The following is an 18,704-nucleotide window of genomic DNA, read 5'->3' on the forward strand; positions in this document are numbered from 1 at the left end:
TGGCATGCAGGTCTCTCGAACAAAGCTCGCTCTCCGGCGCATCCGGGACGCGGGCTTTCTTTGTTTGTGAGAAGCCTGTTTCGGGGAGATGTCATGCACCACGATTCCGAGATTTCCGCCGCCATCGCGGCAATGCTGGTTCGTCGGCGTCCGATGTACAAGGACATGCCGGCAGCCTGGCGCAACCTTTGTGAGGCGGCACACGTCGCAAGTCTTCCGGAAGCCGCTCGTGCGGCCTTCCTTTCCACCGTAACGACCCAGCGCGGGGCAGACACAGCCTTGCGCCTACGGGAGCATGGTGCGTCCATCCGGGCGAACGTCGTTCGATTTCTCTCAGAAAGGAGAATGAACGCATGCATGCACCCATTACCTACAGCGGCTTCGACGGACCGAGAAGCCTTCTAGAAGAGCGGCCCATGCGGCCGCCTATCATCGGCAAGATCCGGCCGGGAATCAAAGTCCTGACTCGCAAGGCCCGGGAGAATCCCGAAGCCGTGCGAATCCATGACGCGATGCTTGCCCAAGGGCATTCATTTGAGTCGATCGGCATCCAGATCGAGCGCAAGACCCAATTGCGCAACGCCCTCGTGCCGAAGAACGTGCCATGGTTTACCTGTCGAGGATCGGACTTCGCGAATCCTGCCGTAGCCGACGACATCCTACAGCGCTACGGCGAAGACCGCGGCGATGGCAATGGCCTGAAGCTATGGCGCTTCCCCGTGGTGTTCGCCTTCGATGACTGGCTGCGCAACATGCCAAATGAGCTGGTGACGTACACGGCCAGCGGCAGGCAGTTCTTTTCGGAGTACGGACCGGACGGCTTGCGCTACTGCAAGACCTACGCGCTGGTGCAACGCGATGCGCGAGCCAATCGTGCGAAGCGCGTGTGGGGTGGTCGACCTGTCATCCTCCGTCAGGACGATGCTATCCCGGACGGCCGGTGCGATCCACACAGCTGCCCGCAGTACCAACAAGGCTTCTGCAATCTGTCTGCCTCGTTCTTGTTCGCAGTTCCGAGCACTCGGGGCCTGGGCTTGATCGAATTGCCGACAACGTCAATTTATGTCCTGCAGAAGGCGCACGCGGCCATGCAGACTGTCGCGCTGGCACGTGGGCGTCTGGTCGGGGTCCAGTTCTTTCTGAGCAAGCAGGAGGTCGAGATCAGCCGGATCGAGCCTGAATCCGGCAAGCCGGTTCGGCAGATGCAGTGGCTCATCACCCTCGATGCGGATCTCGATCTGGCCGGGCTGCTTGACGGCTCCGATCGGCCGGAGCTCGCGCATGTCGAAGCCGCGCAACACGCGATCGCAGCGCTCGAGGGCACACCGGAAGTGTCGCAGCAGCGTGAGTCTTCAGGCGATTCTCCGCCAGAGGATGAGCGTGCGTTGCCCGACGCGCAGGCCCAGCACGCGGCCGATGAAGACCTGGCCGCGGAGTTCAACGAGCTCGCCGGGCGCCTCGGCTTCGGCAACGAGCAGGATCGCATGGATCTGCGTGTATTTCTGCAGAACAGCTTTGGCGCCGGATGGACGAAGCGGCCCGAAGCGGTTCGGCAGGTGGTGAACGACATGCGCATTGCGTTGGCGAATAACCCGGTCGCATACCGCGAGCAGGTGAAGGCTATCGCCGCCGAGATCTCTCCCTGAGCCTGGCCTGCGTGCCGGCTCGACTTATGGACGCCCGATGGTGTCCATGCTTCCTTTCGCTTCGCTGGCCAATCCGGCGGCACATTCCCTATCCATAGGAGGTTCCATGCTCAACGAAGGCGAAAGCCTGCGTCTGGGTCATTTCTCAGACCTGCACTACTCGCCCAGCCATCTGGCCGAGGCGGACCATTGCTTTGGCTTTGCGGTCGACGATGCGATTGCGTCGGGCTGCCACGTCGGGGTCGTGTCGGGAGATTCCACCGATCATCGTCTTGACGCGCACACGCCAGCGTTGTCCGCGCTCGCACGGCAGATTCACCGGCTGTCGGCCCACATGCCCGTCCTGCTCCTGCAGGGCACTTACAGTCATGAGCCACCGGGCACGCTGGACCTGTTCCGACTCATCGGTGCGCACCATCCCGTATACGTAGCCGATCGCATCCATCAGGTCGCGCTGTGCGCGGGGCAGTTTGTACCGTCGGACGGCCCGGTTTTCTCGCCCGCGGAAATCGACGTGCTGATGGCCCAGCACGGCATGCCCGAAGTGGTCTTCACCTGCGTGCCGACCGTCAACAAGGCGGTACTGGCTGCTGCCGCCGGCGTGGCCAACGCAGCGACGGCGGTGGGCGACCAGCTTGCCCACTACCTGGCCGCGGCTGGCGCTATCAATCGCCAATGGCGGTCATGGGGCGTGCGCACGGTCGGCGTGTCGCACGGCACGGTGAACGGCTGCCAGACCGAGCACGGCGTACCCATGGCCGGCTTCGACCATGAGTTCACCATTGGCGCGCTGTTCGAGGCCGAGTGTGACGCCTTCATGCTTGGCCATATCCACCGCGCTCAGCAATGGGAGCGGGAGGGCAGGGTAGTGGCATATCCCGGCTCCATCGGGCGATTCCACTACGGCGAGATCGGGGAGAAGGGATACCTGCAGTGGCAGGTGACCCCCGGACATGCCACGGCCTCGTTGGTGGCCACGCCTGCACGCGCGACGGTGTGTGTGGACTTCGATGGCCCGCCGGACATGGCAAGGCTCGCCGACATTGCCATGGAAGCCGCTGAGAAGTTCGTGCGCATTCGTTGGACGGTCAACGAGGAGCATCGTCAACTGGTCGACCGTGACGCGGTTCTAGCGCTGTTCGGAGAAAGCGCCGAGGTCAAGATCGAGACGCGCGTCTTGCCGGCCGTGCGTAGCCGCGCTGAAGGCATCAGCCGGGCGGCCAGTCTGCCGGAAAAGCTCTCCCGCTGGGGTGAGCTGACCGGCGTTGACACTGCCCCGTTGGTAGACCGTTTGACCATGCTGGAAACGCTCGATGCACAGTCGATCGCGGACGGCGTGCTCGCCCAACTGCGCGAGGCTGGTGCGCATGAGCATCCCCGAGCGGAAGTGACACCAAGCGGTGTTGAACGCTCCGACCCGAGCCCGGACCCCGTGGCGGTTCTCGCGTCGGCGCCGCTGGCCGACCAGTCAAGTATGGACTGGCTCACCGATGACCTGTTCGCGGGGCAACCCGCCTAACCCTCTGAACATGCGAGCCCTGTTCCGACAGCCGTGAGTGGCTGTCGAAACCCGGTTTCACCCGCGTCGTTGACGCATCGACCAGCAGTATCCATTTCTTTTCTATCTACCCAGACGTGGTGCTTCCCGTCCGGGGCGCGCTCCGTCCTACCCTGGAGTGCAACATGATTCTCTATCACGCCGGTCCGAAGTGGCTCCATGTTGAGGAAAGTGCCATGACCCGCACGGATCTGGCCAAGCGGTTGTGCGAGAACCACCAGTTCACGCAATGCATGATGTATGAGCCGTTCGGCCGCGGCCGCGGCGCAGTGATTGCCAAGCGCGATCACATACTGGTCATGGCGATTGCCACCGACGGTGGCAACACCTGGTACTCCGTGGCACCGTCCAAGGAGCTGCAAGACGTTATCTGGTCTTTTTCGAACGGCTTTGCCGGACAGTGGAGCGCATTGGAGCTCAGGGCCATGACAGGCCTGGACGACTGGAAGGCGCTTCTGCAAATGGCCGGAGTTCAGTTTGCGGCGGCGGTGCGTTCGGTCGAACGCGCAATCGCGGGCCAGCCGGAGCAGGATGTGCCGGCCGCGGCCGAGATGCCGGTGTTTGATGGCGGCGCCATGGAGCTCCCGTCTGACTATCTCCACTCCTTTGGCGCGGAGGTCCTCGAATGCGCCCATTGAAACTGACCCTCGCCGGCTTCCACGGTATCCGCGATGGCATGCACCGGGACAGCGTTACGGTGGATCTGACCGATCTGCCGGCTGGCCTGATTGCAATTGTCGGCCCCAACGGCGCCGGCAAGACCACGATCATGGACAACCTGCATCCGTATCCGCTCATGCCGAGCCACGCAACGAAGATGTCGGCCGACGCTTTCTCGTACTGGGACCACCTCTGTGCCCCGCGCGCGGAGAAGGACCTGGAATGGGAGCACGGCGGCAAGGTTTACCGGTCGGCATTCGCGTTTCGCAACCCGGGCAAGAGCCGCAAGGCGGAGTACTACCTGTTCGAGAAGAGCGCGACGGGCGACTGGAGCCCGGTGCAACTGTCTGACGGCACCGTTTCCGATGGCAAGGCCGACACGTACGGCCGCTGCCTTGACTCGGTTCTGGGATCGGCCGAAGCCTTCTTCACCAGTGTGTTTTCCGCGCAGAACCGGCGGCCGCTGGCAAGCTACCAGCCCGCCGAGATCAAGAAGCTGCTCGCCGAGCTGCTCGGGATCGATCACCTGCGCGAGCTGTCCGCGAAAGCGGGCGACGTGGCCAAGGCGCTGAGCCGTGCTCTGGATGGGCTGCAGCGGGATGTACTTGTGCTGTCTGGCAAGCGCGACACCGTGGCAGCGATGACCAGGGAGATTCAGGAGATCGACCAGGCCCTTGCTGCTGAGCGGACGCATCGTACGGAGCGGCTCAACCGTGGCAGCAAGCTGGAGCAGGAACGCGCCACGCTGGCTGCCAAGCAGGCGGCATCGGCCGGCACTGAAGCCCGGTTGCGCGAGTTGCATCAGCGCAAGCGGGAGTTGATGGCACGTGGCCAGCAGCTTGCCATGGACGATCGCACGGCGATTGCGAAGGCGACTGCGCGGCAGCGGGACCTTGAGCATACCCTGGCGACGAGCCAGGCAACCCTTGCGCAATCCGAGGCGATCACCGCCGCGGGCGCGCAACAAGATGGCGTGCAGATGGCCCTTGGCCGTCGGCAAGCGGAACTTGCCGAACGGCAGCGGGAGCTGGCCGAAGTCGAAGCGCTTGCGACGCGGCATGCGGGGCTGGTAAGTGAGCTGCGCGGGATGGAGCAGCGCGGCTCGGTGGCGGCACAGCTGGCGCGGACCCTCAAGGCCCAGACCGATGTCATGGATACCGTGCCTTGCAGCGGCCACCCAATGCACAGCCAGTGTCCGTTGCTTGCGCAAGCCCGCGAGGCCAAAGGCCAGTACGAAGCCCAGGCTATCGTGGTGACCAATCTGCGTACCAGCTACAGGGATAAGCAGGAAGCCCTGAGGCCAATGGACGCGGCATTGCAGCGCCTGCCGGCGGCTCGTGAAGCGGTGGCATCCCTGCAGCGAGACATCGCGCGAGACAATCAGCAGCTTCAACGCCTGACTGCCCTGGCGGCTCAGAGACCGTTGCTTGACACCGCCGCCGCTGCGCTTGGGAAGGCACGGGGCGACCTGGCAGCCCTGGCGCAGGAGGAGACTGAACGGAAGGACCGGCTCGTCCGGGATCTCCAGGATGTTGAATCCCAGCTGGCTGTGATGCAACGAGAGGTTGACACGCTGGCCGTAACCGATGTGACGGGCCTGATTGCGGACCTCGACCGCGACATTGCGGGCGTCCGGGAAGGGGTCAGCGCGGCCGACGGCAAGATCGAAACATTGATCCGCCGTCAAAGTGCGCTGGCCACTGAACGTGACCGGATCGAGCGGGAGCTTGGTGGTTTGCCGGGGCTTGAGTCGCAGGTGCAACGCCTGTCCGACGAAATCGCGCAGTGGAAGCTGCTCGGCAAGGGGCTCGGCAACGACGGCGTGATCGCGTTGTCGATCGATGATGCGGGGCCAGCCATTACCGGCATCGTCAATGACTTGCTGCTCGCCTGCTATGGGCCGCGATTCACAATCGCGATCCGGACGCAAACGACGCTGGCTAGCGGGGAAGCCCGGGAGGGGTTCTCGATTGCGGTACTGGATGCCGATAACGATAGCTCGAAGGAGTTTTCCGTGATCAGCGGCGGCCAGAAGGTGTGGATCAACGAATGCCTGACGCGCGGTATCGCCCTGTATCGGGCGCAACACGCGCGGCAGTCCTTTCAGACGCTGTTCACTGATGAAGCGGACGGTCCGCTGGATCCGGAGCGCAAGCGCGCCTTCATGAAGATGAAGCGTGAAGTGTTGCGGGTTGGCGGATATGAACGGGAATTCTTCATCTCCCAGACGCCGGAGCTGGTTGATGAGGCCGATGGCATGATCGACGTCACGGCGCTTGCTGCCGGGGCGTAATCGCCTTCTCTATTTCAATCCATGGCCGGTTCCGAAAGGGACCGGCTTTTCCATTTCTTCTGACAGAAAACTGGAGCAACCATGGGTGAGGGGCCCAGCTTTCATAGCTCGGACGGCTCCAAGGCGGCATGGGAGAGCCGTGTGCTATTCTTGGTGCACAAGTGCACCTAAGCGCGAAGTTATGAACGAAGTCAAAGAGGATAACGGCGCGGAGCTGCGTGCGCTGATCGTGCAAGCCGGCATCACCCAGGTGGAAGCGCTGGCGTTGGTCAACAAGGGGCAAGCCTTTCCGATTTCCCTGTCCACTTGGAAATCATATCTGGCAGCACCGGACAGTACGCGGCGGCGTAATTGCCCGGATGCGGTCATCAATCACGCCAGGAAGACGATCGGGAAGCCAAGCGAGCGCGCTTGACGTGGTGCACGTGTGCACCTGGCATTAAGCCACATTTGATGGAGCCGTCATGGGTACGGCCTATGAGAAGGATGTGGTGGCCTGGGCAGGCGAGCAGGCCGCACTGCTGCGTGGGGGCAAGCTGTCGGCCATCGACGTTCGGCACATTGCAGACGAGATCGAGGACGTGGGCAAGAGCGAACAACGCGAATTGGCAAGCCGCATGTCCGTGCTGCTGGCGCACCTGCTGAAGTGGCAGTTTCAGCCTTCCCGCCGCAGCAAGAGTTGGCAGTTCAACATTCGCACACAGCGCAAGGAAGTTGCCTACGTGCTGAATGAAGCCCCAAGCTTGCGGGGTAAGTTCAGCGATGCTGCGTGGCTCGACATCGTATGGTCAAAGGCCCGCAGCATCGCGAGCAATGAGACCGGCCTGGATCTCGATGTCTTCCCGGAAGCGTTGCCTTGGGCTGTTGATGACGTGCTCTCGCAAGATTTCCACCCTGAATAACGGAAAAGCAAAGCATGGCACAGACCCTCGATGCTTTCATCGCCGAGCTGCGCAGCGATGTGGAGCGATTCGAGCAGGCTTACCGCGCGCGCGTGGTTGAGAAGCCGGATCAGTATCCGCTGAGCCTGCCGGATGGCCAGGAAGGGTTGTGGTTCGAGTTCTTCTTGGACTTCGTGACCAACGATAACGTTTGAGACGGAAAAGAAATTGAACAACGTCATCCTGACACCGGCGATAGTGGCAGCTCTTGTGAGCGACTGTCTTGGAACAGTGAAGGTTCTTGGAATCGTTGGTCGGTGCCGAACGGGAAAGACCTTGTCGTTGAAGCAGTGGACGGAAGAAACACGTGCACAAGATGGCTTGCGAGTTGCGTATGCCGACAGCCAGACGCTACTGATGAGTGAGAAGGTTGAGGTCGATTTCGAAGGCAAGGTGCGGGGTGCTACGGTAGGTCACTACCCGATGTTCGATTTTAACGGTGCTGATATTGTGGTCGTGGATGAGCCGCTGCAGAACCGGGAACTTGTGGAGAGGCTGTTTGCACACGTCGATCCCAGCGGGGGCGCTTTCATGCACCGGCTGATGGTACTGCCACTCCAGACTGAGGATTCCATTGAGCGCTTTGGCATCCCACGTTCGGCGGTTCGGCTGTACTCGGTCGCCGGTCTGCCGCTCTAACATAGGAAAAGAGCGATGCTCCTGCACTACGAGACCGAAGCCGATGCGCACGCGGCGGCGATGCGATTGCGCGCCATGGGGCCACATGCGCGGCGGCTACTCGAAGAGTGCGTGGAAACGCAGGAACTGAAGCGCAAGAAGGTATCAGCTGCGGCGCAGATGCTGTCCGACTCCGGTTTCATTTTCATCCGGGACAGCGGCGATATGTGGCAAGCAGAAGTCACGCTCAGTCCATCGCTGGCAGGGGAGGAAGCACTAGAGGCTCTAGAGTGGAACGAAGAGCGCTTGCGATGACGATGCTGCGATCGAAGCCGATGTACCGCGAAACGGATAAGAGCAATGGGTGCGAGCGATGGATTGGATGTGGGGGATGAGTTAGAAGCGAAAGCGACATCTAGGACTGGAGTCGAAGACGGTAAGCCCGTATTGCTCCACAAGGGGGGCAAACACTACAAAGTCGTTTTCTGTGGGCCACCACGGTTGTAGTCGTCGATGAGACGGGGACCAAGCAATGAGATTGATCGCGTGGATGCCTTCCTTACGACCTTCCATTGGCATCTGTTGGAGGTTGGGTCGCGCATGCACAGCAGTTGAGGCTCATGATGTTCGAGGAGCCAGAGCTGCCGCCGCCTGAGCGTGTGCCGCGTCAAGACGCAATTGGAAGCGGCGCAGGCCGCATTTGATCGGGCGGTACGGGAACACGGTGCCGATTCCTGCGTCGAGCTTCAATTCATGGCGGAGGTCCTCGCGCCGGTGCCGGATCTGCTACTGCGCTCCCGGTATCGCGCGGCTGTCCTGAAGCAGCGCGGTTGACAGGAAAAGGGGCAAGCGCGACGAGCGGCTCACGGCAAACACCAGTTCAGGTTGACGGCGAGACTATCGTAAGCGCTCGTTTGAGCACACCAACACCAGTTAGCGCTGGGTATTGAGACGGCTACTGACTCTCCAAAGATTTTGTAGAAGCCACAACTTTCCGACTTTGGATCGTCATTCGTGTAGGCGTGCCGTCAATCGCGCGTGCTGCTTGCCCCGTTGAAGAGTGAGGCGATCCCACGGGGCGGCAATGCTGAATAACGCTGGCGTTGGATCCCCCGATCTTGACTGCCGACTCATCTCCTTTGGCCTCGTCTTCAAAATTCGACGTCGCACGCAGCTTGTCCAGCACTTCCCGATAGTTGTCATGCAGTTCCGGCCAGTCCTCGCCAGGCTCTAGTGCTGCTGGATCAAGCCGACCGGAGACCACTGCCAGGCGCACCGCGGGATGGCGGTGTCCGACTTTCGCCAGCCATCCAGCGCACGCGAACTCCTCTCCTTGCCGGGATTGATGACACGCAAAGATACTGGCTCCAAAGTCCGGCCCCATGCCCCGGTGGTCAGGGCATGTATCAGCCAGCTTTTCGGCCAGCTCGAGATCGAAGTTTGGAATGTCTCCCGCACCCGCAGCGCGACGCCAGGGACACGATGCACAAGGTTTGCCTGGTGTTTTCATAGTTCAACTCTTGCCCTTACTCTCCAGCTGGGACGTACTCCGGAAATCCAACTTCTTGCGTCCAGAAATGCAGGCGCGGCCAGGCAGCGACACCGTTACGCTCGCGAATCGCGCAAAAGCCGGCGTGAGCGAGTCCGTGTACTCCAATGTAGGCGCGCATCTGCAGCGCCAGCCGGATTGCCTCACCATCACCACCGTACTCGTCGTCTCGAACAATCTCTTCGCCGGGCAGCCCCAATTCGGTACCCGCTGCCCAAGCCCATGCAGTGGCTTCTGGATCCGAGCATTGAATGACTGCACGATAGAGGGGATCGTCCGGATACACACCTGCCTCATCGACGACCTTCAGCATTTCGCGATGACCTGCATAGAGGTTTCCGTTCATAAGTGATCGGAAGCGCCGTGGTGTAATGGCCAGATGCCCCGCTTCGTGCAGAATTGTCGAAATCCGGCACGCAGGATCTACATGTAGCGCACCCTGCGCGATGCAGCATCCTTCGGAGAAGCCGGTTGCGCCGTCTTCGTATCGGGCAGGAACCCCGATTCCATTGAGGAAATGCATCACCCTGTCACGCGTTTCCGGGGCGTCAATTTGATAGTCCGGTGACAAGCTTGTCCGCATAAGTGATTCTCTTCCCCCCGCCGAATTTGCTTACCTGGACCGTATTGTAGCCGGTAGAATCCCCTGTCAAGCGAACCGCTTTTAGCCGTTCGAGTGGCCGCATTTCCGACAGTTCAAACACCGTGTAGCGGGTCAATATAGGTCCGCTGCCAGGCAACGCACGACGTTGCGAGCGACTGTGGTCGACCGACGACGCTTACGCGAACGCGCCGGGATATGCGACCGATTGGCGTTGGCACACGTTAAATCAGGCGCTATCGTGCAATGGCCGTCACGAACGGTGTCGCGCCGGATGATCCTTCCCTTGCCGCGTGCCGGGACTGACTGCATAGAAAAGGCCATGGAACACATCGCGGGATCGCTACCGTGATGGGCGACCCGACGTTTGAGCTTTGGCTTCCCCGTGACGACCGCACAGGCATGAGCGAGATGCAAGCTAAGCTAACGGAGCGCGAAGTCATCGACCATCTCTTTCGGATGGCGACGACGAGACTTCGATGGCACCTCCGAAATTTTGCCCTACCCGTGTGGAAGGAATGGCGAAATCTGACTGAGTGCTTTGCGTTGTCTGATCACGTCTACACGCAGTATGGATGCCTGAAGGGGATGGGGCGCGATGAAATCGCCCGGCGCACTTCATACAAGGATCGCCTCGGGCTAACCCTTGAGTACGACATCGATGCGTTGCGCTTGCGGAGGTGCTTTTCGAGGACCTGCCGGCAACCGGGGCTGGCATGGCGGCAAGTTGCTACGCCGCAGCCCTCGCCCTTCTAAGTAGGGATCCAATGCAAAAAAGCCCCGAAATCGCGAGTCGGGGCTTTTTTGTTCGCGGGAATCGTCGCGATTACGCTGCGGCGTCCTTCAGCTTCTTCAGCGGACGCACCTTGACCTTGACGCTGGCCGGCTTGGCCGCAAACCATTGTTCCTGGCCGGTGAACGGGTTCTTGCCGAACCGCTTCTTTGTGGCCGGCACCTGGATGGCCGCCACTTTGAACAGACCCGGCAGGGTGAATTCGCCGGCGCCCTTCTTATGGATCGCGCTCACCATGGTGTTTTCGAGGTGGGACAGCACAGTCTGAACGGTCTTCTTGTCCAGCTCGGTCTGGGTGACCAGGTGGGCGAGTAGGCTCGACTTGTTGAACGTGTCCTTCAGAGGCTTGGCGACCGGGGCGGCTGCGGCAGCCTTCTTGGCCGGAGCGGCCTTCTTTGCCGGAGCAGCTTTCTTTGCTGCGGTCTTCGTTGCAGTCTTTGCTACGGGTTTCGCTTTCGTGGCCATAGTCGTGTCTGGTTAGAAAAAAATGCGCGCCTGTAAGCGATTTAGGGTGGCGCACCGGCGAAGAATAGCAAAAGCAGGCGCGTATGCAAGAGGGAGGGCCCGATATCGTGTGCGCGCCAAGGGTTGCTCGATCAGCCGATCCTGAGCGCGCGGGAAGCGCGCCGGATGCGTGCAGCTGCCGCTCTCGCGGAGTCGCCCACTGCATGCCAGTCGTGGTGCCACCATGCGATAACGCTGGCAGCGGCCACGGTGTCCTCGGCACGGACGACGGCAATGACTTCCTCCGCGACGGCGGCCCACCAGGCCGCACCCTCACCGTCGCTCGCCCTTGGGTCGATCGCACGGCGGTAAATGACCTTCACAGTGTCCAGTGGAATATCCATGATCTTCCTTATTTGGCCTTTGCTGGCGCGTCAGGCGAGCTATCTTGGTGCATTGGCTCGTCCGCTGCCGGCAGTGTCGCAGCAATTCGGTCACAAGTGCGATGGCTGGCCAGCCCCAACATGCGGCTGACCTCATCACGTGAGCTGCCTGCCAGGAGATGGCGCCGGCAGAAGGTATTGCGCAACGTGCGGGGGCTTGGCTCTGCACCGGAGAACCCCATTGCGGCAAGTGCTGTGGCCACGATCCGACCGAAGCTCATGTCGGTGATCGGTCGACCATCGGGGGTGAGCGTGAATAGTAGGTCGCCCTCGACGGGGAGGATCGAGCGGCGCGCGCACCAAGTCCGCAATACAGGTATCGCGAAGTCGGCGAGGTGAACCGTGTGCGCGTCCCGTGCGCCGTGCGCCGACACAAAAAGATAGGGCGGGCTCGCATCCGGAATCAGATCCCTCAAACGCGCTGCTCGCGCTTCCCCCGCTGTAATACCCGTTGCGAGGAATGTCGCGACGATCGCGCGGCTGCGCAAGCCGGCCAGATCCTCGGCAGGCGATAGCAGATAGGCCTGTAGCCGCGCATCCTCAGCCTCATCAAGGAACAGGGGTGTGGGTTCTTCGTCTGGCCAGCGCTCAGCAAAGAGAAGTGCGGCCGCTGGGTTGTCCTGCCGCACGCCGGCGAAGACCAGATGCCGGCACAGGCGGTCCAGCAGCTTCACATACCGCATGCGGGTAGCCTGGGAGTACGACCGGCCGTCGGTCGTCTGCCAGAACGCGTCGACATCGGCGGTGCCAAATGAGGCGATGGTCGAGCCCCTGGTCATCACGTGTCGGCGGAAATGCTCGAACATTGCCTGATGTTGGACGATCGAGCGTGCTGAGAAGGGGCGGCGATCTGCGCCGGCCGCCTCACGCGCCTGCCAGTCGCGATAAGCCTGGGTCGGGTTGCTGAGCCAGAGGGAGTCCATTTGCGCCATACCCGCTGTTATATACTGAAATTATCTCATCTCCCACTCGTGCCGCCGCTTCGCGGCGTGTATTGCTTCCAAGAGAGGGTTCGGAACCGCGGCCTGCCATAGCAGTTGCGGCGCGCGGCAAGTTTTGCGCGGGTGCAGGCATAGCGTGGATAGGTGGCATCCAGCATGTCCGCGATCCGCTCCAAGCGGAGCTCCTGCGTGAAGCAGCACGCGAGCAGGCATTCCCAGGCGCAGTAGCGCATGATTTCCTGTAACAGCGCATACCGCTATTCGGGCGGAAACTGGAGATTGCCGACCTTCGCCCACACCTTCAGACCTGCATGGGCTAACGCCACGAGTTTGTCGGGCGGGGCTGGCCAGTTTCCTTCGGCATAGAGGGCCGCCACAGCGTTGTGGAGTATAATTTCACGTTCATGAAACAATCGTGACGAGCAGCTTCCACGCTGACCTCTCTTCTTCACGGGACGGGCCTCCATGCCGCGACCACTACCTGATCCGACGCCGCCTTCGCGCGCGACAATTCGCGCCATTCACCAACTGGGCGAGCGCATTCGAGCCACGCGGGCAGGGGAGGGGATGCCGATTGACCAGGCGGCAAGGCATTGCGCTGTCTCGATCGGCATGCTGTCCAAGCTGGAGAACGGCAAGGGCGTCAATCTCGAGCACGCCCTGCGTGTGCTGGACGGCCTGGGTTTGACGATGCTGGTCGTACCCAAGGCGCATGCGCCTTGGCTCGAACAGGCAGCGGCTCATGCGGCCAAGATCGGCGATGCGGCCAGGGATCAGCATGCCTGGCTGGAAGGCTAGAGACGCCGATCAGGACGGGCGTCATGCCCGGGTGCGGTCTTCGACCGGTACGGAAATGCCATTCGCTTGGCATGCTGACGCGCCTTATGCCTTGCTGGGCCATCCGATTCAGTGCCGATCCTGTGGGCGGCTTTTCCCCGGCTGCGGCGTGGGCGGCCGCCCATGCGTGCGGGGAAAATCGGCGAAGAAGCGCTCGTTGGGGCGGTCGCATTCGAGGGCACGGACGGCGGTCACACTTCCCTAGCGAGGAAGAGGCCATTGCCGCCGGGACAGAAAAGGCCAACCAAGACAAGGTCGAACTGCTGATCCATGGTCGGGACGGTCAGCTCCGCGAGCGCAACTCTTTCGGCAACGATCCACGCTCGATCAAGGGGTGATACGCTTCCCCCACGGGGTGGCATCTGGCGTCGCGGCATGGCCTGCGGCGATCTTTGGAGCTTCTGATGCCTGCAAACAGTATTAGCGTCGTGCCGGCCGAACATCAGTGGGCGCTACAAATAGACGGCACACCGGAGCCGCGTCAGTTGTTCCCCACGCTAGAAGCCGCGATTTGTGCCGGCTGGGCCAGAGCTCGTCGAGAGAATATCGAGCTTCACATCCAGCCGCTAGCTGGCAGCGTACGACTGCGCGCGGAGAGCGTCAATCCGGCGGACGTGGTTGGATAGGGCAGTCCGACATGGCGGCTATCGCCCGCCTCGGACGAGGCGGATATCGCTGGCAGCTGTGGCAGGGCACGCACCGTTGGCACGTTAGACGCACGGTCTGCCATAGCGGTTGCGGCGCGCACGCAGACGCGCTCGCGTGCACGCATAACGTGGGTACCGCCCATCCAGCATCTCGGCAATCTCCCGCAGGCTATCCCATTGCGTCGGATTGCACTCGAGCAAACTCCCGTAGGCGCAGTAGCGCAGGATCTCGTGGAGCAGGGCGTAGCGCTTTGGCTCCGGGAAATGCAGATTGCCTTCCTTGGCCCACGCCTTGTAGCCGGCGTGCGTGAGGGCCAATAGCTGGCCAGCTGTGCCATCGAGATTCTCGCTGAGCGCCTTCGCCTCCTGGTGCAGCGCTTTTTCGAATTCGCTCACGCGGCCTCCTGCAGCGGGTGAAGATCCGCCACGCCGACCCAGCGAGGGCCAATGCTGGTGCGACCGCGGATGATTTCCTCGACCTCCGCGTCGGCGGTCGGTCCGGATGGGCCTTGGAACAAGGCAAGCACACGGGCCTTGACGGCGGGCAGGTAAGGGGCCGCCCGGTAGATCAGGCCAGTCACGGCACCGGCTTCGATCCAGCCGTAGCGCCGGTAGAGCGGCGTGCCATTGGGGTGATGGCCCATCGGCTCGTTGAACCTCGGCGCAAGACCGTCGAGAAACGCGCCGAGTTGTGAGCGTTGCATGCCGATGCCGCCGGTCGTTTCCTGAAAGGCCGGCAGCGTGGTGTTGTATTGGCGAGCGAGCGCGGCGCGCATGACACGGCGGTACTCCTTGCCGCCGGCCAGCAACACCTTGCCGACCTGGGCTGGCCAGTTCGCCGATCCCGCGAATGCCGGCAGATCGGCCAACATCGCGTCGGCACGCTGCGCGGTCATGCGCTGGTCGTAGGGATCGATCACCGCGTGCGGATCCAGGAAGCCGTGACGTGCGGAGAGGATCAGGACATTCGGTCTAGCCTCCCGTCGCAGGTGCGCCCGATAGGAGTCGTACATCACGCCTTGGTAGAGGTCAATGGCACGCGCCTGCCGGTCGAGCTTCGTGCCGGAACAGGCAAGTAGCAGTAGCGCCGACGCGCTGGCGGGATGGACGCGGCCCGACGAGGTCGGGAACAGGGGGAGCTGCGTTTGGTGGGAGAGCATTGGCATCGTTGTCGAAGGGATGCTTTCACTCTATCGGCACCAACGCGAAGTCAAGGAGCGACGCCCGAACGGTTGGCGCTAGATTTCGCGCTTTCGATTCCGCATCCATTCCGCCGGAAATCGAGTACCTCGGGTCGTTGCGGCCCCTTGCGACGGGGCGCCTACCAGTCTCGAGGTAGACCCTTGGCCGCTCGCGGCCTTTCCACCCAGCCTGTTCGGCGGCCGAGCGGCTCGGCGGCGTCTGCCGGGGCCATGCACCCGTTTCCCCCTTCACCGTCGTTTCGTACTTGTTTTTCGTATCGTATCGTATTATTTTCAATACGATATCAACGGAGCACGAGCAATACGAAATGGCACGTCCGGGCATCACCTACGAGCAAGTGGCCGCGGTTGCCGAGGCGCTGGTCGCCCAACAGCTAAAGCCAACGCTGACCGCGGTGCGCGAGCGGTTGGGCAGCGGCAGCATGAACACGATTCATCGGTACTGGTCGACCTGGCAGGAACAGCAGCAGAAGCGGCCACCACGCAAGCTCAGCGAACCGAATTCACGCCTCCTTGCCGCGCTGGGCGCCGAGTTGTCCAAAGTCGCCGAGGAAGCGGCCGCCGAAGCGGAGGCCGCCCTGGCGCAGGCGATGAATGAGCTCGCCGCGATGGCAGCGAACGGCGAAGCGCTTGAAAAGGAGCGAGACGACCTGGCGCAGCAGCTCTTGGAAGTGACGACCGATCGCGATACCGTCGCGGGCAGGGCGAACGAGCAGGCCGACGAAATTGAGCGTCTGCAGCAAGGGGCGGCACGCCAACAGGAGGAGTTGGCACGCGTACGGCGCGCGCTGGCACAAGCGGAACTGCGCCTGGAAGCAGTGTCTCGCCTGGAGGACGAAGTGGTCGCGGTACGGGGTCAATGGGGGAGCGAGCAGGCTTTGCGCGCCGCGGCCGAGAAGGCCGCGGCCGTTGCCGAAGCCCAGCGCGCGGCAGAAGAGGCGGCTCGCCAACGCGCTGAAGCGCGCTTGAGTAGCGCCGAGACGCGGGAAGGGCAAGCACGCCAGGAACTGACAGAGGTGCACGCCGCGCATCAGTCCACGCGGGACAAGCTAATCGAAGCGGTCAGCCTGGCCGCTGAGGCACAGGCCGAGCTGAGAGCGTTGCGTGCTCACTTGGAGGCCAAGGGCGCGGAGACGTCCGCCGTTGGGAGTCAGCAACCGGACGAAGCGAGCGCGAACGCAACGGGGGCCGACGAAAGCAAACCGCCGGCGCGACCCCGTCGGCGGCGCTAACGGCGATCGGCATCTCCAGCTCGGGTCCTTGGGTGGTCGTATAGCAGAGCCGGGCGCTGCGTGAGCCTCTGCACTTGAGGCAAGCGGTTCTCGCTTCGGTGTTAAACACCCGCCTTTCAACCGCCCCGCGCGGCCGGCGCGCACGGCTCGACTGGGTTTTGCCGGGTAAGGCGTTCTGAGCCGTTCGCGCACTTTGATTTTCAAATGGTTGCACTATTGATACCACGCTGTCATGACAGACACCCGTAAGATCTTGGCGCAGATGCGCCAGGAGCCTGCCAGCCAATGTGCGGTTTTCGAACCTCATGAAGGTGTGCGAAGAATATTTCGGTACCGCCAGGCAATCGGGCACTAGCCATGCAGTGTTTAAAACACCTTGGCCGGGCGACCCACGTGTGAACATTCAGAATGACAAGGGGAAAGCCAACCAAGTGCTGAAGGCGATTGAGAAGCTGCACGAGGGAAAAAATGCCAACTGACCACTATACGTACCGAGTAACCTGGTCGACCGAGGACCAGGAGCACGTCGGGCTATGCGCAGAGTTCCCGTCATTGTCTTGGCTCGCCTCCACGCCTGAAGACGCCTTGGCCGGTATCCGGCAGGTCGTGGCGGAAGCCGTTGCCGACATGAAGTCCGGCGGCGAAGAAGTCCCCGTTCCGCTGGCGGACAAGCAATATAGCGGCGTCCTATCGCTTCGCATCCCGCCGGAGTTGCATCGTTCCTTGGCGACGCAGGCGGCGGAGCAAGGCGTCAGCCTTAACCGGCTCGTCAGCGCTCGCCTGGCTGTTCTGGCATAGGTAATGCCAGTCAAATTATCCCGGCGAAAGCGGCCTGGGCGCCATGCTACATCCTGCCATAAGTGATTTATACGGCATATGACGCATTCTTGGTGGGTCGGGATGGTGTTGCGTGACCCTTGGCAAGAGCCGATGCAGCGGTTTTCAAGGTCAAAAGACGGCTTGCAGAGGAAAAAGCCAATGGCCCGCTGTTGCGCGATGGTAGTCGCCGCATCTGTTGCGCAGAATCGCCTGGAAAGCCTTGAACTACTGTGGCCGACCGCCGCCACAGCGCAACACTTCAAAACATACCAGTTGTCAAAGCTAAGTTGAAATGTCCGGGTCCCGGCAAAGTTAAAATGTCCGGTTGTCCGGTGTCTGTCCAGCTTGTTTGTTCTGTCTTTTTTGGGGTTCCCGTAGGGCGGTGGTGCTGGCCTGAAGCGGCAGAGTTGTGATCAGGGTGAGGCCGTCATGCCAGCAGGGCGGATTTGAATTTCCAGGTGTCAAGCTGAAATCAATTCTCCGTTCCGTTCAGCGGCCACGGCTGCTGCTGCAACCGTTGCAGCGCTTCCAACATATCGTTCTGGCCCAGCGAGCGCTGCGACTTCTTGCCGGGCGGTCGTCCACGCTTGCGGGGAGCCCCCTCCGTGCCAGGCACAGAGAGTGACCGCGTGTTGTCGCGCTTCTCCTGAACGTATTGCGCTAATTGCAATACGTGCCCCAGGCGCTTGTTATCAACGATCGCGCCTTGATCCACTTCCGAGAGCCGATCGTAAATCGTGTAGGGCAGGGCGGCGCCATTTGCGCGTGGCTCGATTCTGCCGTCCGGATAGTGATAGACATCGATATAGCGACCGGCCAGTTTCCGATGCTCTGGCGTATCCGCCAGCAGGTAGAGCATCTTGTCGTACTGAATCGTCAGGCTCTTGGACACACAGCGCGGCTCGCGCCACGCGAAGATGAGATCCAGGTTCTCGTCGGGTCGCAGCGGCCGATGGGCGTTGTGGTCATTGCGCGGCGCCTTGGCAAAGCGCGCGTTATAGTCGGCGATGAATTCCGCCATGAAGGCATTGGCTGCCTCCATCGTGTTGATCCCACGCAGGCGCAACTCCTTGACCAACCGGTCCTGCAAGGTCAGGTGAGTCCGCTCGACACGGCCTTTTGCCTGGCTGCTGTTGGCGCAGATACCTTCGATGTTCAGCTCGAACAAGGCCCGCGCAAACTGGGTGTGGCCGTCGCCACTGGTTGCCCCTTTCTTGTTGACCCGAAAAACGCTGGCCTTGTCGCTGTAGAACGCCACCGGCTTGCCGTGGCGCTCCAGATAGGCCCGCGTCGCCGCAAAGTATGTGAACGTGGATTCCGAATGAGTAAAGCGTAGTTCCATGATCTGGCTGGTGGCGTCGTCGACGTAAACCAGCAGGGTGCAGGCTGGGGCGCGCTCCTCAAACCAGCGGTGATCGCTGCCGTCGATCTGGATCAGTTCGCCATAGCAGGCGCGCCGGTTACGAGGCTGGTAGACCTT

The 18,704-nt window shown here is 61.8% G+C and carries 24 protein-coding genes; 16 read left to right on the top strand and 8 right to left on the bottom strand.

The genetic code is table 11. From position 1 onward, the window contains the following. The first annotated feature begins 165 nt into the window (after nucleotides 1-165). The 10 genes from AC3WQZ_RS29170 (at nucleotide 166) to AC3WQZ_RS29215 (ending at nucleotide 8,031) form a co-directional block, all read left to right on the top strand. Entirely contained in the window at nucleotides 166-405 is a 240-nt protein-coding gene (locus tag AC3WQZ_RS29170) for a DUF7696 family protein (protein WP_442875270.1), read from the top strand. Further along, nucleotides 354-1,646: a recombination directionality factor gene (locus tag AC3WQZ_RS29175; protein WP_058698141.1), complete on the top strand. Its 1,293-nt coding sequence runs from the start codon at nucleotides 354-356 to the stop codon at nucleotides 1,644-1,646. Before AC3WQZ_RS29170 ends, AC3WQZ_RS29175 begins: the two co-directional genes overlap by 52 nt. A 106-nt stretch (nucleotides 1,647-1,752) precedes the next feature. Further along, the gene (locus AC3WQZ_RS29180; RefSeq protein ID WP_058698140.1) at nucleotides 1,753-3,165 is read left to right on the top strand and encodes a metallophosphoesterase family protein; all 1,413 of its coding nucleotides are present in this window, start codon (nucleotides 1,753-1,755) and stop codon (nucleotides 3,163-3,165) included. 164 nt (nucleotides 3,166-3,329) lie between these two features. Continuing rightward, entirely contained in the window at nucleotides 3,330-3,842 is a 513-nt protein-coding gene (locus tag AC3WQZ_RS29185; protein ID WP_058698139.1) for a hypothetical protein, read from the top strand. Beyond that, entirely contained in the window at nucleotides 3,830-6,157 is a 2,328-nt protein-coding gene (locus AC3WQZ_RS29190; protein ID WP_058698138.1) for an AAA family ATPase, read from the top strand. The genes AC3WQZ_RS29185 and AC3WQZ_RS29190 overlap by 13 nt, the downstream gene beginning before the upstream one ends. A gap of 181 nt (nucleotides 6,158-6,338) precedes the next feature. Further along, the gene (locus tag AC3WQZ_RS29195; RefSeq protein ID WP_058698137.1) at nucleotides 6,339-6,572 is read left to right on the top strand and encodes a hypothetical protein; all 234 of its coding nucleotides are present in this window, start codon (nucleotides 6,339-6,341) and stop codon (nucleotides 6,570-6,572) included. A gap of 49 nt (nucleotides 6,573-6,621) precedes the next feature. Beyond that, a complete protein-coding gene (locus AC3WQZ_RS29200; RefSeq protein ID WP_058698136.1) occupies nucleotides 6,622-7,059 on the top strand; it encodes a DUF29 domain-containing protein in 438 nt (145 codons plus the stop codon). A 14-nt stretch (nucleotides 7,060-7,073) separates the two neighbouring features. Next, nucleotides 7,074-7,253 (top strand): hypothetical protein, encoded by a 180-nt coding sequence (locus AC3WQZ_RS29205; RefSeq protein WP_058698135.1) that lies wholly within the window; start codon nucleotides 7,074-7,076, stop codon nucleotides 7,251-7,253. 13 nt (nucleotides 7,254-7,266) lie between these two features. After that, nucleotides 7,267-7,737, top strand: a complete 471-nt coding sequence (locus AC3WQZ_RS29210; protein ID WP_081050300.1) for a hypothetical protein — start codon at nucleotides 7,267-7,269, stop codon at nucleotides 7,735-7,737. A gap of 15 nt (nucleotides 7,738-7,752) precedes the next feature. Then, nucleotides 7,753-8,031, top strand: coding sequence for a hypothetical protein (locus AC3WQZ_RS29215; protein WP_058698133.1), 279 nt, complete (start codon nucleotides 7,753-7,755; stop codon nucleotides 8,029-8,031). 640 nt (nucleotides 8,032-8,671) lie between these two features. Here the strand turns inward: AC3WQZ_RS29215 and AC3WQZ_RS29220 are convergent. From AC3WQZ_RS29220 to AC3WQZ_RS29240, 5 genes are all read right to left on the bottom strand, one after another. Then, entirely contained in the window at nucleotides 8,672-9,226 is a 555-nt protein-coding gene (locus AC3WQZ_RS29220) for a DUF6283 family protein (RefSeq protein ID WP_143010729.1), read from the bottom strand. Between the two features lie 16 nt (nucleotides 9,227-9,242). Next, entirely contained in the window at nucleotides 9,243-9,788 is a 546-nt protein-coding gene (locus AC3WQZ_RS29225) for a hypothetical protein (protein WP_081050318.1), read from the bottom strand. A 904-nt stretch (nucleotides 9,789-10,692) separates the two neighbouring features. After that, nucleotides 10,693-11,124: an HU family DNA-binding protein gene (locus AC3WQZ_RS29230; RefSeq protein ID WP_058698129.1), complete on the bottom strand. Its 432-nt coding sequence runs from the start codon at nucleotides 11,122-11,124 to the stop codon at nucleotides 10,693-10,695. 131 nt (nucleotides 11,125-11,255) lie between these two features. Then, complete coding sequence (locus AC3WQZ_RS29235; protein WP_058698128.1) at nucleotides 11,256-11,507, bottom strand: hypothetical protein; 252 nt, start codon at nucleotides 11,505-11,507, stop codon at nucleotides 11,256-11,258. Nucleotides 11,508-11,515: 8 nt separating this feature from the next. Next, nucleotides 11,516-12,478 carry a tyrosine-type recombinase/integrase gene (locus AC3WQZ_RS29240; protein WP_070940836.1) on the bottom strand — a complete coding sequence of 321 codons (963 nt, stop codon included), beginning with the start codon at nucleotides 12,476-12,478 and terminating at the stop codon, nucleotides 11,516-11,518. Nucleotides 12,479-13,054: 576 nt separating this feature from the next. Between AC3WQZ_RS29240 and AC3WQZ_RS29245 the strand changes: the two genes are divergently transcribed. The 3 genes from AC3WQZ_RS29245 to AC3WQZ_RS29255 all read left to right on the top strand — a co-directional run bounded on the left by AC3WQZ_RS29245 (nucleotide 13,055) and on the right by AC3WQZ_RS29255 (nucleotide 13,950). Continuing rightward, nucleotides 13,055-13,285 (top strand): XRE family transcriptional regulator, encoded by a 231-nt coding sequence (locus AC3WQZ_RS29245; RefSeq protein WP_233528059.1) that lies wholly within the window; start codon nucleotides 13,055-13,057, stop codon nucleotides 13,283-13,285. Nucleotides 13,286-13,371: 86 nt separating this feature from the next. Then, entirely contained in the window at nucleotides 13,372-13,662 is a 291-nt protein-coding gene (locus tag AC3WQZ_RS29250; protein ID WP_081050317.1) for a DUF2188 domain-containing protein, read from the top strand. Nucleotides 13,663-13,728: 66 nt separating this feature from the next. Beyond that, nucleotides 13,729-13,950, top strand: coding sequence for a DUF2188 domain-containing protein (locus tag AC3WQZ_RS29255; RefSeq protein ID WP_081050298.1), 222 nt, complete (start codon nucleotides 13,729-13,731; stop codon nucleotides 13,948-13,950). An 84-nt stretch (nucleotides 13,951-14,034) separates the two neighbouring features. Here the strand turns inward: AC3WQZ_RS29255 and AC3WQZ_RS29260 are convergent, their stop codons facing one another. Beyond that, nucleotides 14,035-14,367, bottom strand: coding sequence for a hypothetical protein (locus tag AC3WQZ_RS29260; protein WP_233528058.1), 333 nt, complete (start codon nucleotides 14,365-14,367; stop codon nucleotides 14,035-14,037). Next, nucleotides 14,364-15,131 carry a DUF6884 domain-containing protein gene (locus tag AC3WQZ_RS29265; protein ID WP_233528057.1) on the bottom strand — a complete coding sequence of 256 codons (768 nt, stop codon included), beginning with the start codon at nucleotides 15,129-15,131 and terminating at the stop codon, nucleotides 14,364-14,366. The genes AC3WQZ_RS29260 and AC3WQZ_RS29265 overlap by 4 nt, the downstream gene beginning before the upstream one ends. 350 nt (nucleotides 15,132-15,481) lie before the next feature. Here AC3WQZ_RS29265 and AC3WQZ_RS29270 point away from each other — a divergent pair, with 350 nt between their 5' ends. The 3 genes from AC3WQZ_RS29270 (at nucleotide 15,482) to AC3WQZ_RS29280 (ending at nucleotide 17,203) form a co-directional block, all read left to right on the top strand. Beyond that, nucleotides 15,482-16,405: a DNA-binding protein gene (locus AC3WQZ_RS29270; protein ID WP_058698125.1), complete on the top strand. Its 924-nt coding sequence runs from the start codon at nucleotides 15,482-15,484 to the stop codon at nucleotides 16,403-16,405. Nucleotides 16,406-16,710: 305 nt separating this feature from the next. After that, entirely contained in the window at nucleotides 16,711-16,884 is a 174-nt protein-coding gene (locus AC3WQZ_RS29275) for a toxin HicA (protein ID WP_233528055.1), read from the top strand. Continuing rightward, the gene (locus tag AC3WQZ_RS29280) at nucleotides 16,874-17,203 is read left to right on the top strand and encodes a type II toxin-antitoxin system HicB family antitoxin (RefSeq protein ID WP_058698124.1); all 330 of its coding nucleotides are present in this window, start codon (nucleotides 16,874-16,876) and stop codon (nucleotides 17,201-17,203) included. Before AC3WQZ_RS29275 ends, AC3WQZ_RS29280 begins: the two co-directional genes overlap by 11 nt. A 493-nt stretch (nucleotides 17,204-17,696) precedes the next feature. Here the strand turns inward: AC3WQZ_RS29280 and AC3WQZ_RS29285 are convergent. Continuing rightward, nucleotides 17,697-18,704, bottom strand: a 1,008-nt coding sequence (locus tag AC3WQZ_RS29285) for an ISNCY family transposase (protein ID WP_492301747.1), incomplete at its 5' end; no start/stop codon positions are given.

Source organism: Cupriavidus sp. FW305-26 (genome assembly GCF_058787975.1).

Excerpts from the sequence above, each read along its gene's own strand:
- AC3WQZ_RS29265 (WP_233528057.1), bottom strand. The coding sequence starts at position 15,131 with ATGCTCTCCCACCAAACGCAGCTCCCCCTGTTCCCGACCTCGTCGGGC.
- AC3WQZ_RS29255 (WP_081050298.1), top strand. The coding sequence starts at position 13,729 with ATGCCTGCAAACAGTATTAGCGTCGTGCCGGCCGAACATCAGTGGGCG.
- AC3WQZ_RS29225 (WP_081050318.1), bottom strand. The coding sequence starts at position 9,788 with ATGCATTTCCTCAATGGAATCGGGGTTCCTGCCCGATACGAAGACGGC.
- AC3WQZ_RS29195 (WP_058698137.1), top strand. The coding sequence starts at position 6,339 with ATGAACGAAGTCAAAGAGGATAACGGCGCGGAGCTGCGTGCGCTGATC.
- AC3WQZ_RS29180 (WP_058698140.1), top strand. The coding sequence starts at position 1,753 with ATGCTCAACGAAGGCGAAAGCCTGCGTCTGGGTCATTTCTCAGACCTG.
- AC3WQZ_RS29170 (WP_442875270.1), top strand. The coding sequence starts at position 166 with ATGCCGGCAGCCTGGCGCAACCTTTGTGAGGCGGCACACGTCGCAAGT.
- AC3WQZ_RS29230 (WP_058698129.1), bottom strand. The coding sequence starts at position 11,124 with ATGGCCACGAAAGCGAAACCCGTAGCAAAGACTGCAACGAAGACCGCA.
- AC3WQZ_RS29235 (WP_058698128.1), bottom strand. The coding sequence starts at position 11,507 with ATGGATATTCCACTGGACACTGTGAAGGTCATTTACCGCCGTGCGATC.
- AC3WQZ_RS29215 (WP_058698133.1), top strand. The coding sequence starts at position 7,753 with ATGCTCCTGCACTACGAGACCGAAGCCGATGCGCACGCGGCGGCGATG.
- AC3WQZ_RS29200 (WP_058698136.1), top strand. The coding sequence starts at position 6,622 with ATGGGTACGGCCTATGAGAAGGATGTGGTGGCCTGGGCAGGCGAGCAG.
- AC3WQZ_RS29240 (WP_070940836.1), bottom strand. The coding sequence starts at position 12,478 with ATGGCGCAAATGGACTCCCTCTGGCTCAGCAACCCGACCCAGGCTTAT.
- AC3WQZ_RS29175 (WP_058698141.1), top strand. The coding sequence starts at position 354 with ATGCATGCACCCATTACCTACAGCGGCTTCGACGGACCGAGAAGCCTT.
- AC3WQZ_RS29190 (WP_058698138.1), top strand. The coding sequence starts at position 3,830 with ATGCGCCCATTGAAACTGACCCTCGCCGGCTTCCACGGTATCCGCGAT.
- AC3WQZ_RS29275 (WP_233528055.1), top strand. The coding sequence starts at position 16,711 with ATGAAGGTGTGCGAAGAATATTTCGGTACCGCCAGGCAATCGGGCACT.
- AC3WQZ_RS29270 (WP_058698125.1), top strand. The coding sequence starts at position 15,482 with ATGGCACGTCCGGGCATCACCTACGAGCAAGTGGCCGCGGTTGCCGAG.
- AC3WQZ_RS29245 (WP_233528059.1), top strand. The coding sequence starts at position 13,055 with ATGCCGATTGACCAGGCGGCAAGGCATTGCGCTGTCTCGATCGGCATG.
- AC3WQZ_RS29250 (WP_081050317.1), top strand. The coding sequence starts at position 13,372 with ATGCCTTGCTGGGCCATCCGATTCAGTGCCGATCCTGTGGGCGGCTTT.
- AC3WQZ_RS29185 (WP_058698139.1), top strand. The coding sequence starts at position 3,330 with ATGATTCTCTATCACGCCGGTCCGAAGTGGCTCCATGTTGAGGAAAGT.
- AC3WQZ_RS29280 (WP_058698124.1), top strand. The coding sequence starts at position 16,874 with ATGCCAACTGACCACTATACGTACCGAGTAACCTGGTCGACCGAGGAC.
- AC3WQZ_RS29220 (WP_143010729.1), bottom strand. The coding sequence starts at position 9,226 with ATGAAAACACCAGGCAAACCTTGTGCATCGTGTCCCTGGCGTCGCGCT.
- AC3WQZ_RS29205 (WP_058698135.1), top strand. The coding sequence starts at position 7,074 with ATGGCACAGACCCTCGATGCTTTCATCGCCGAGCTGCGCAGCGATGTG.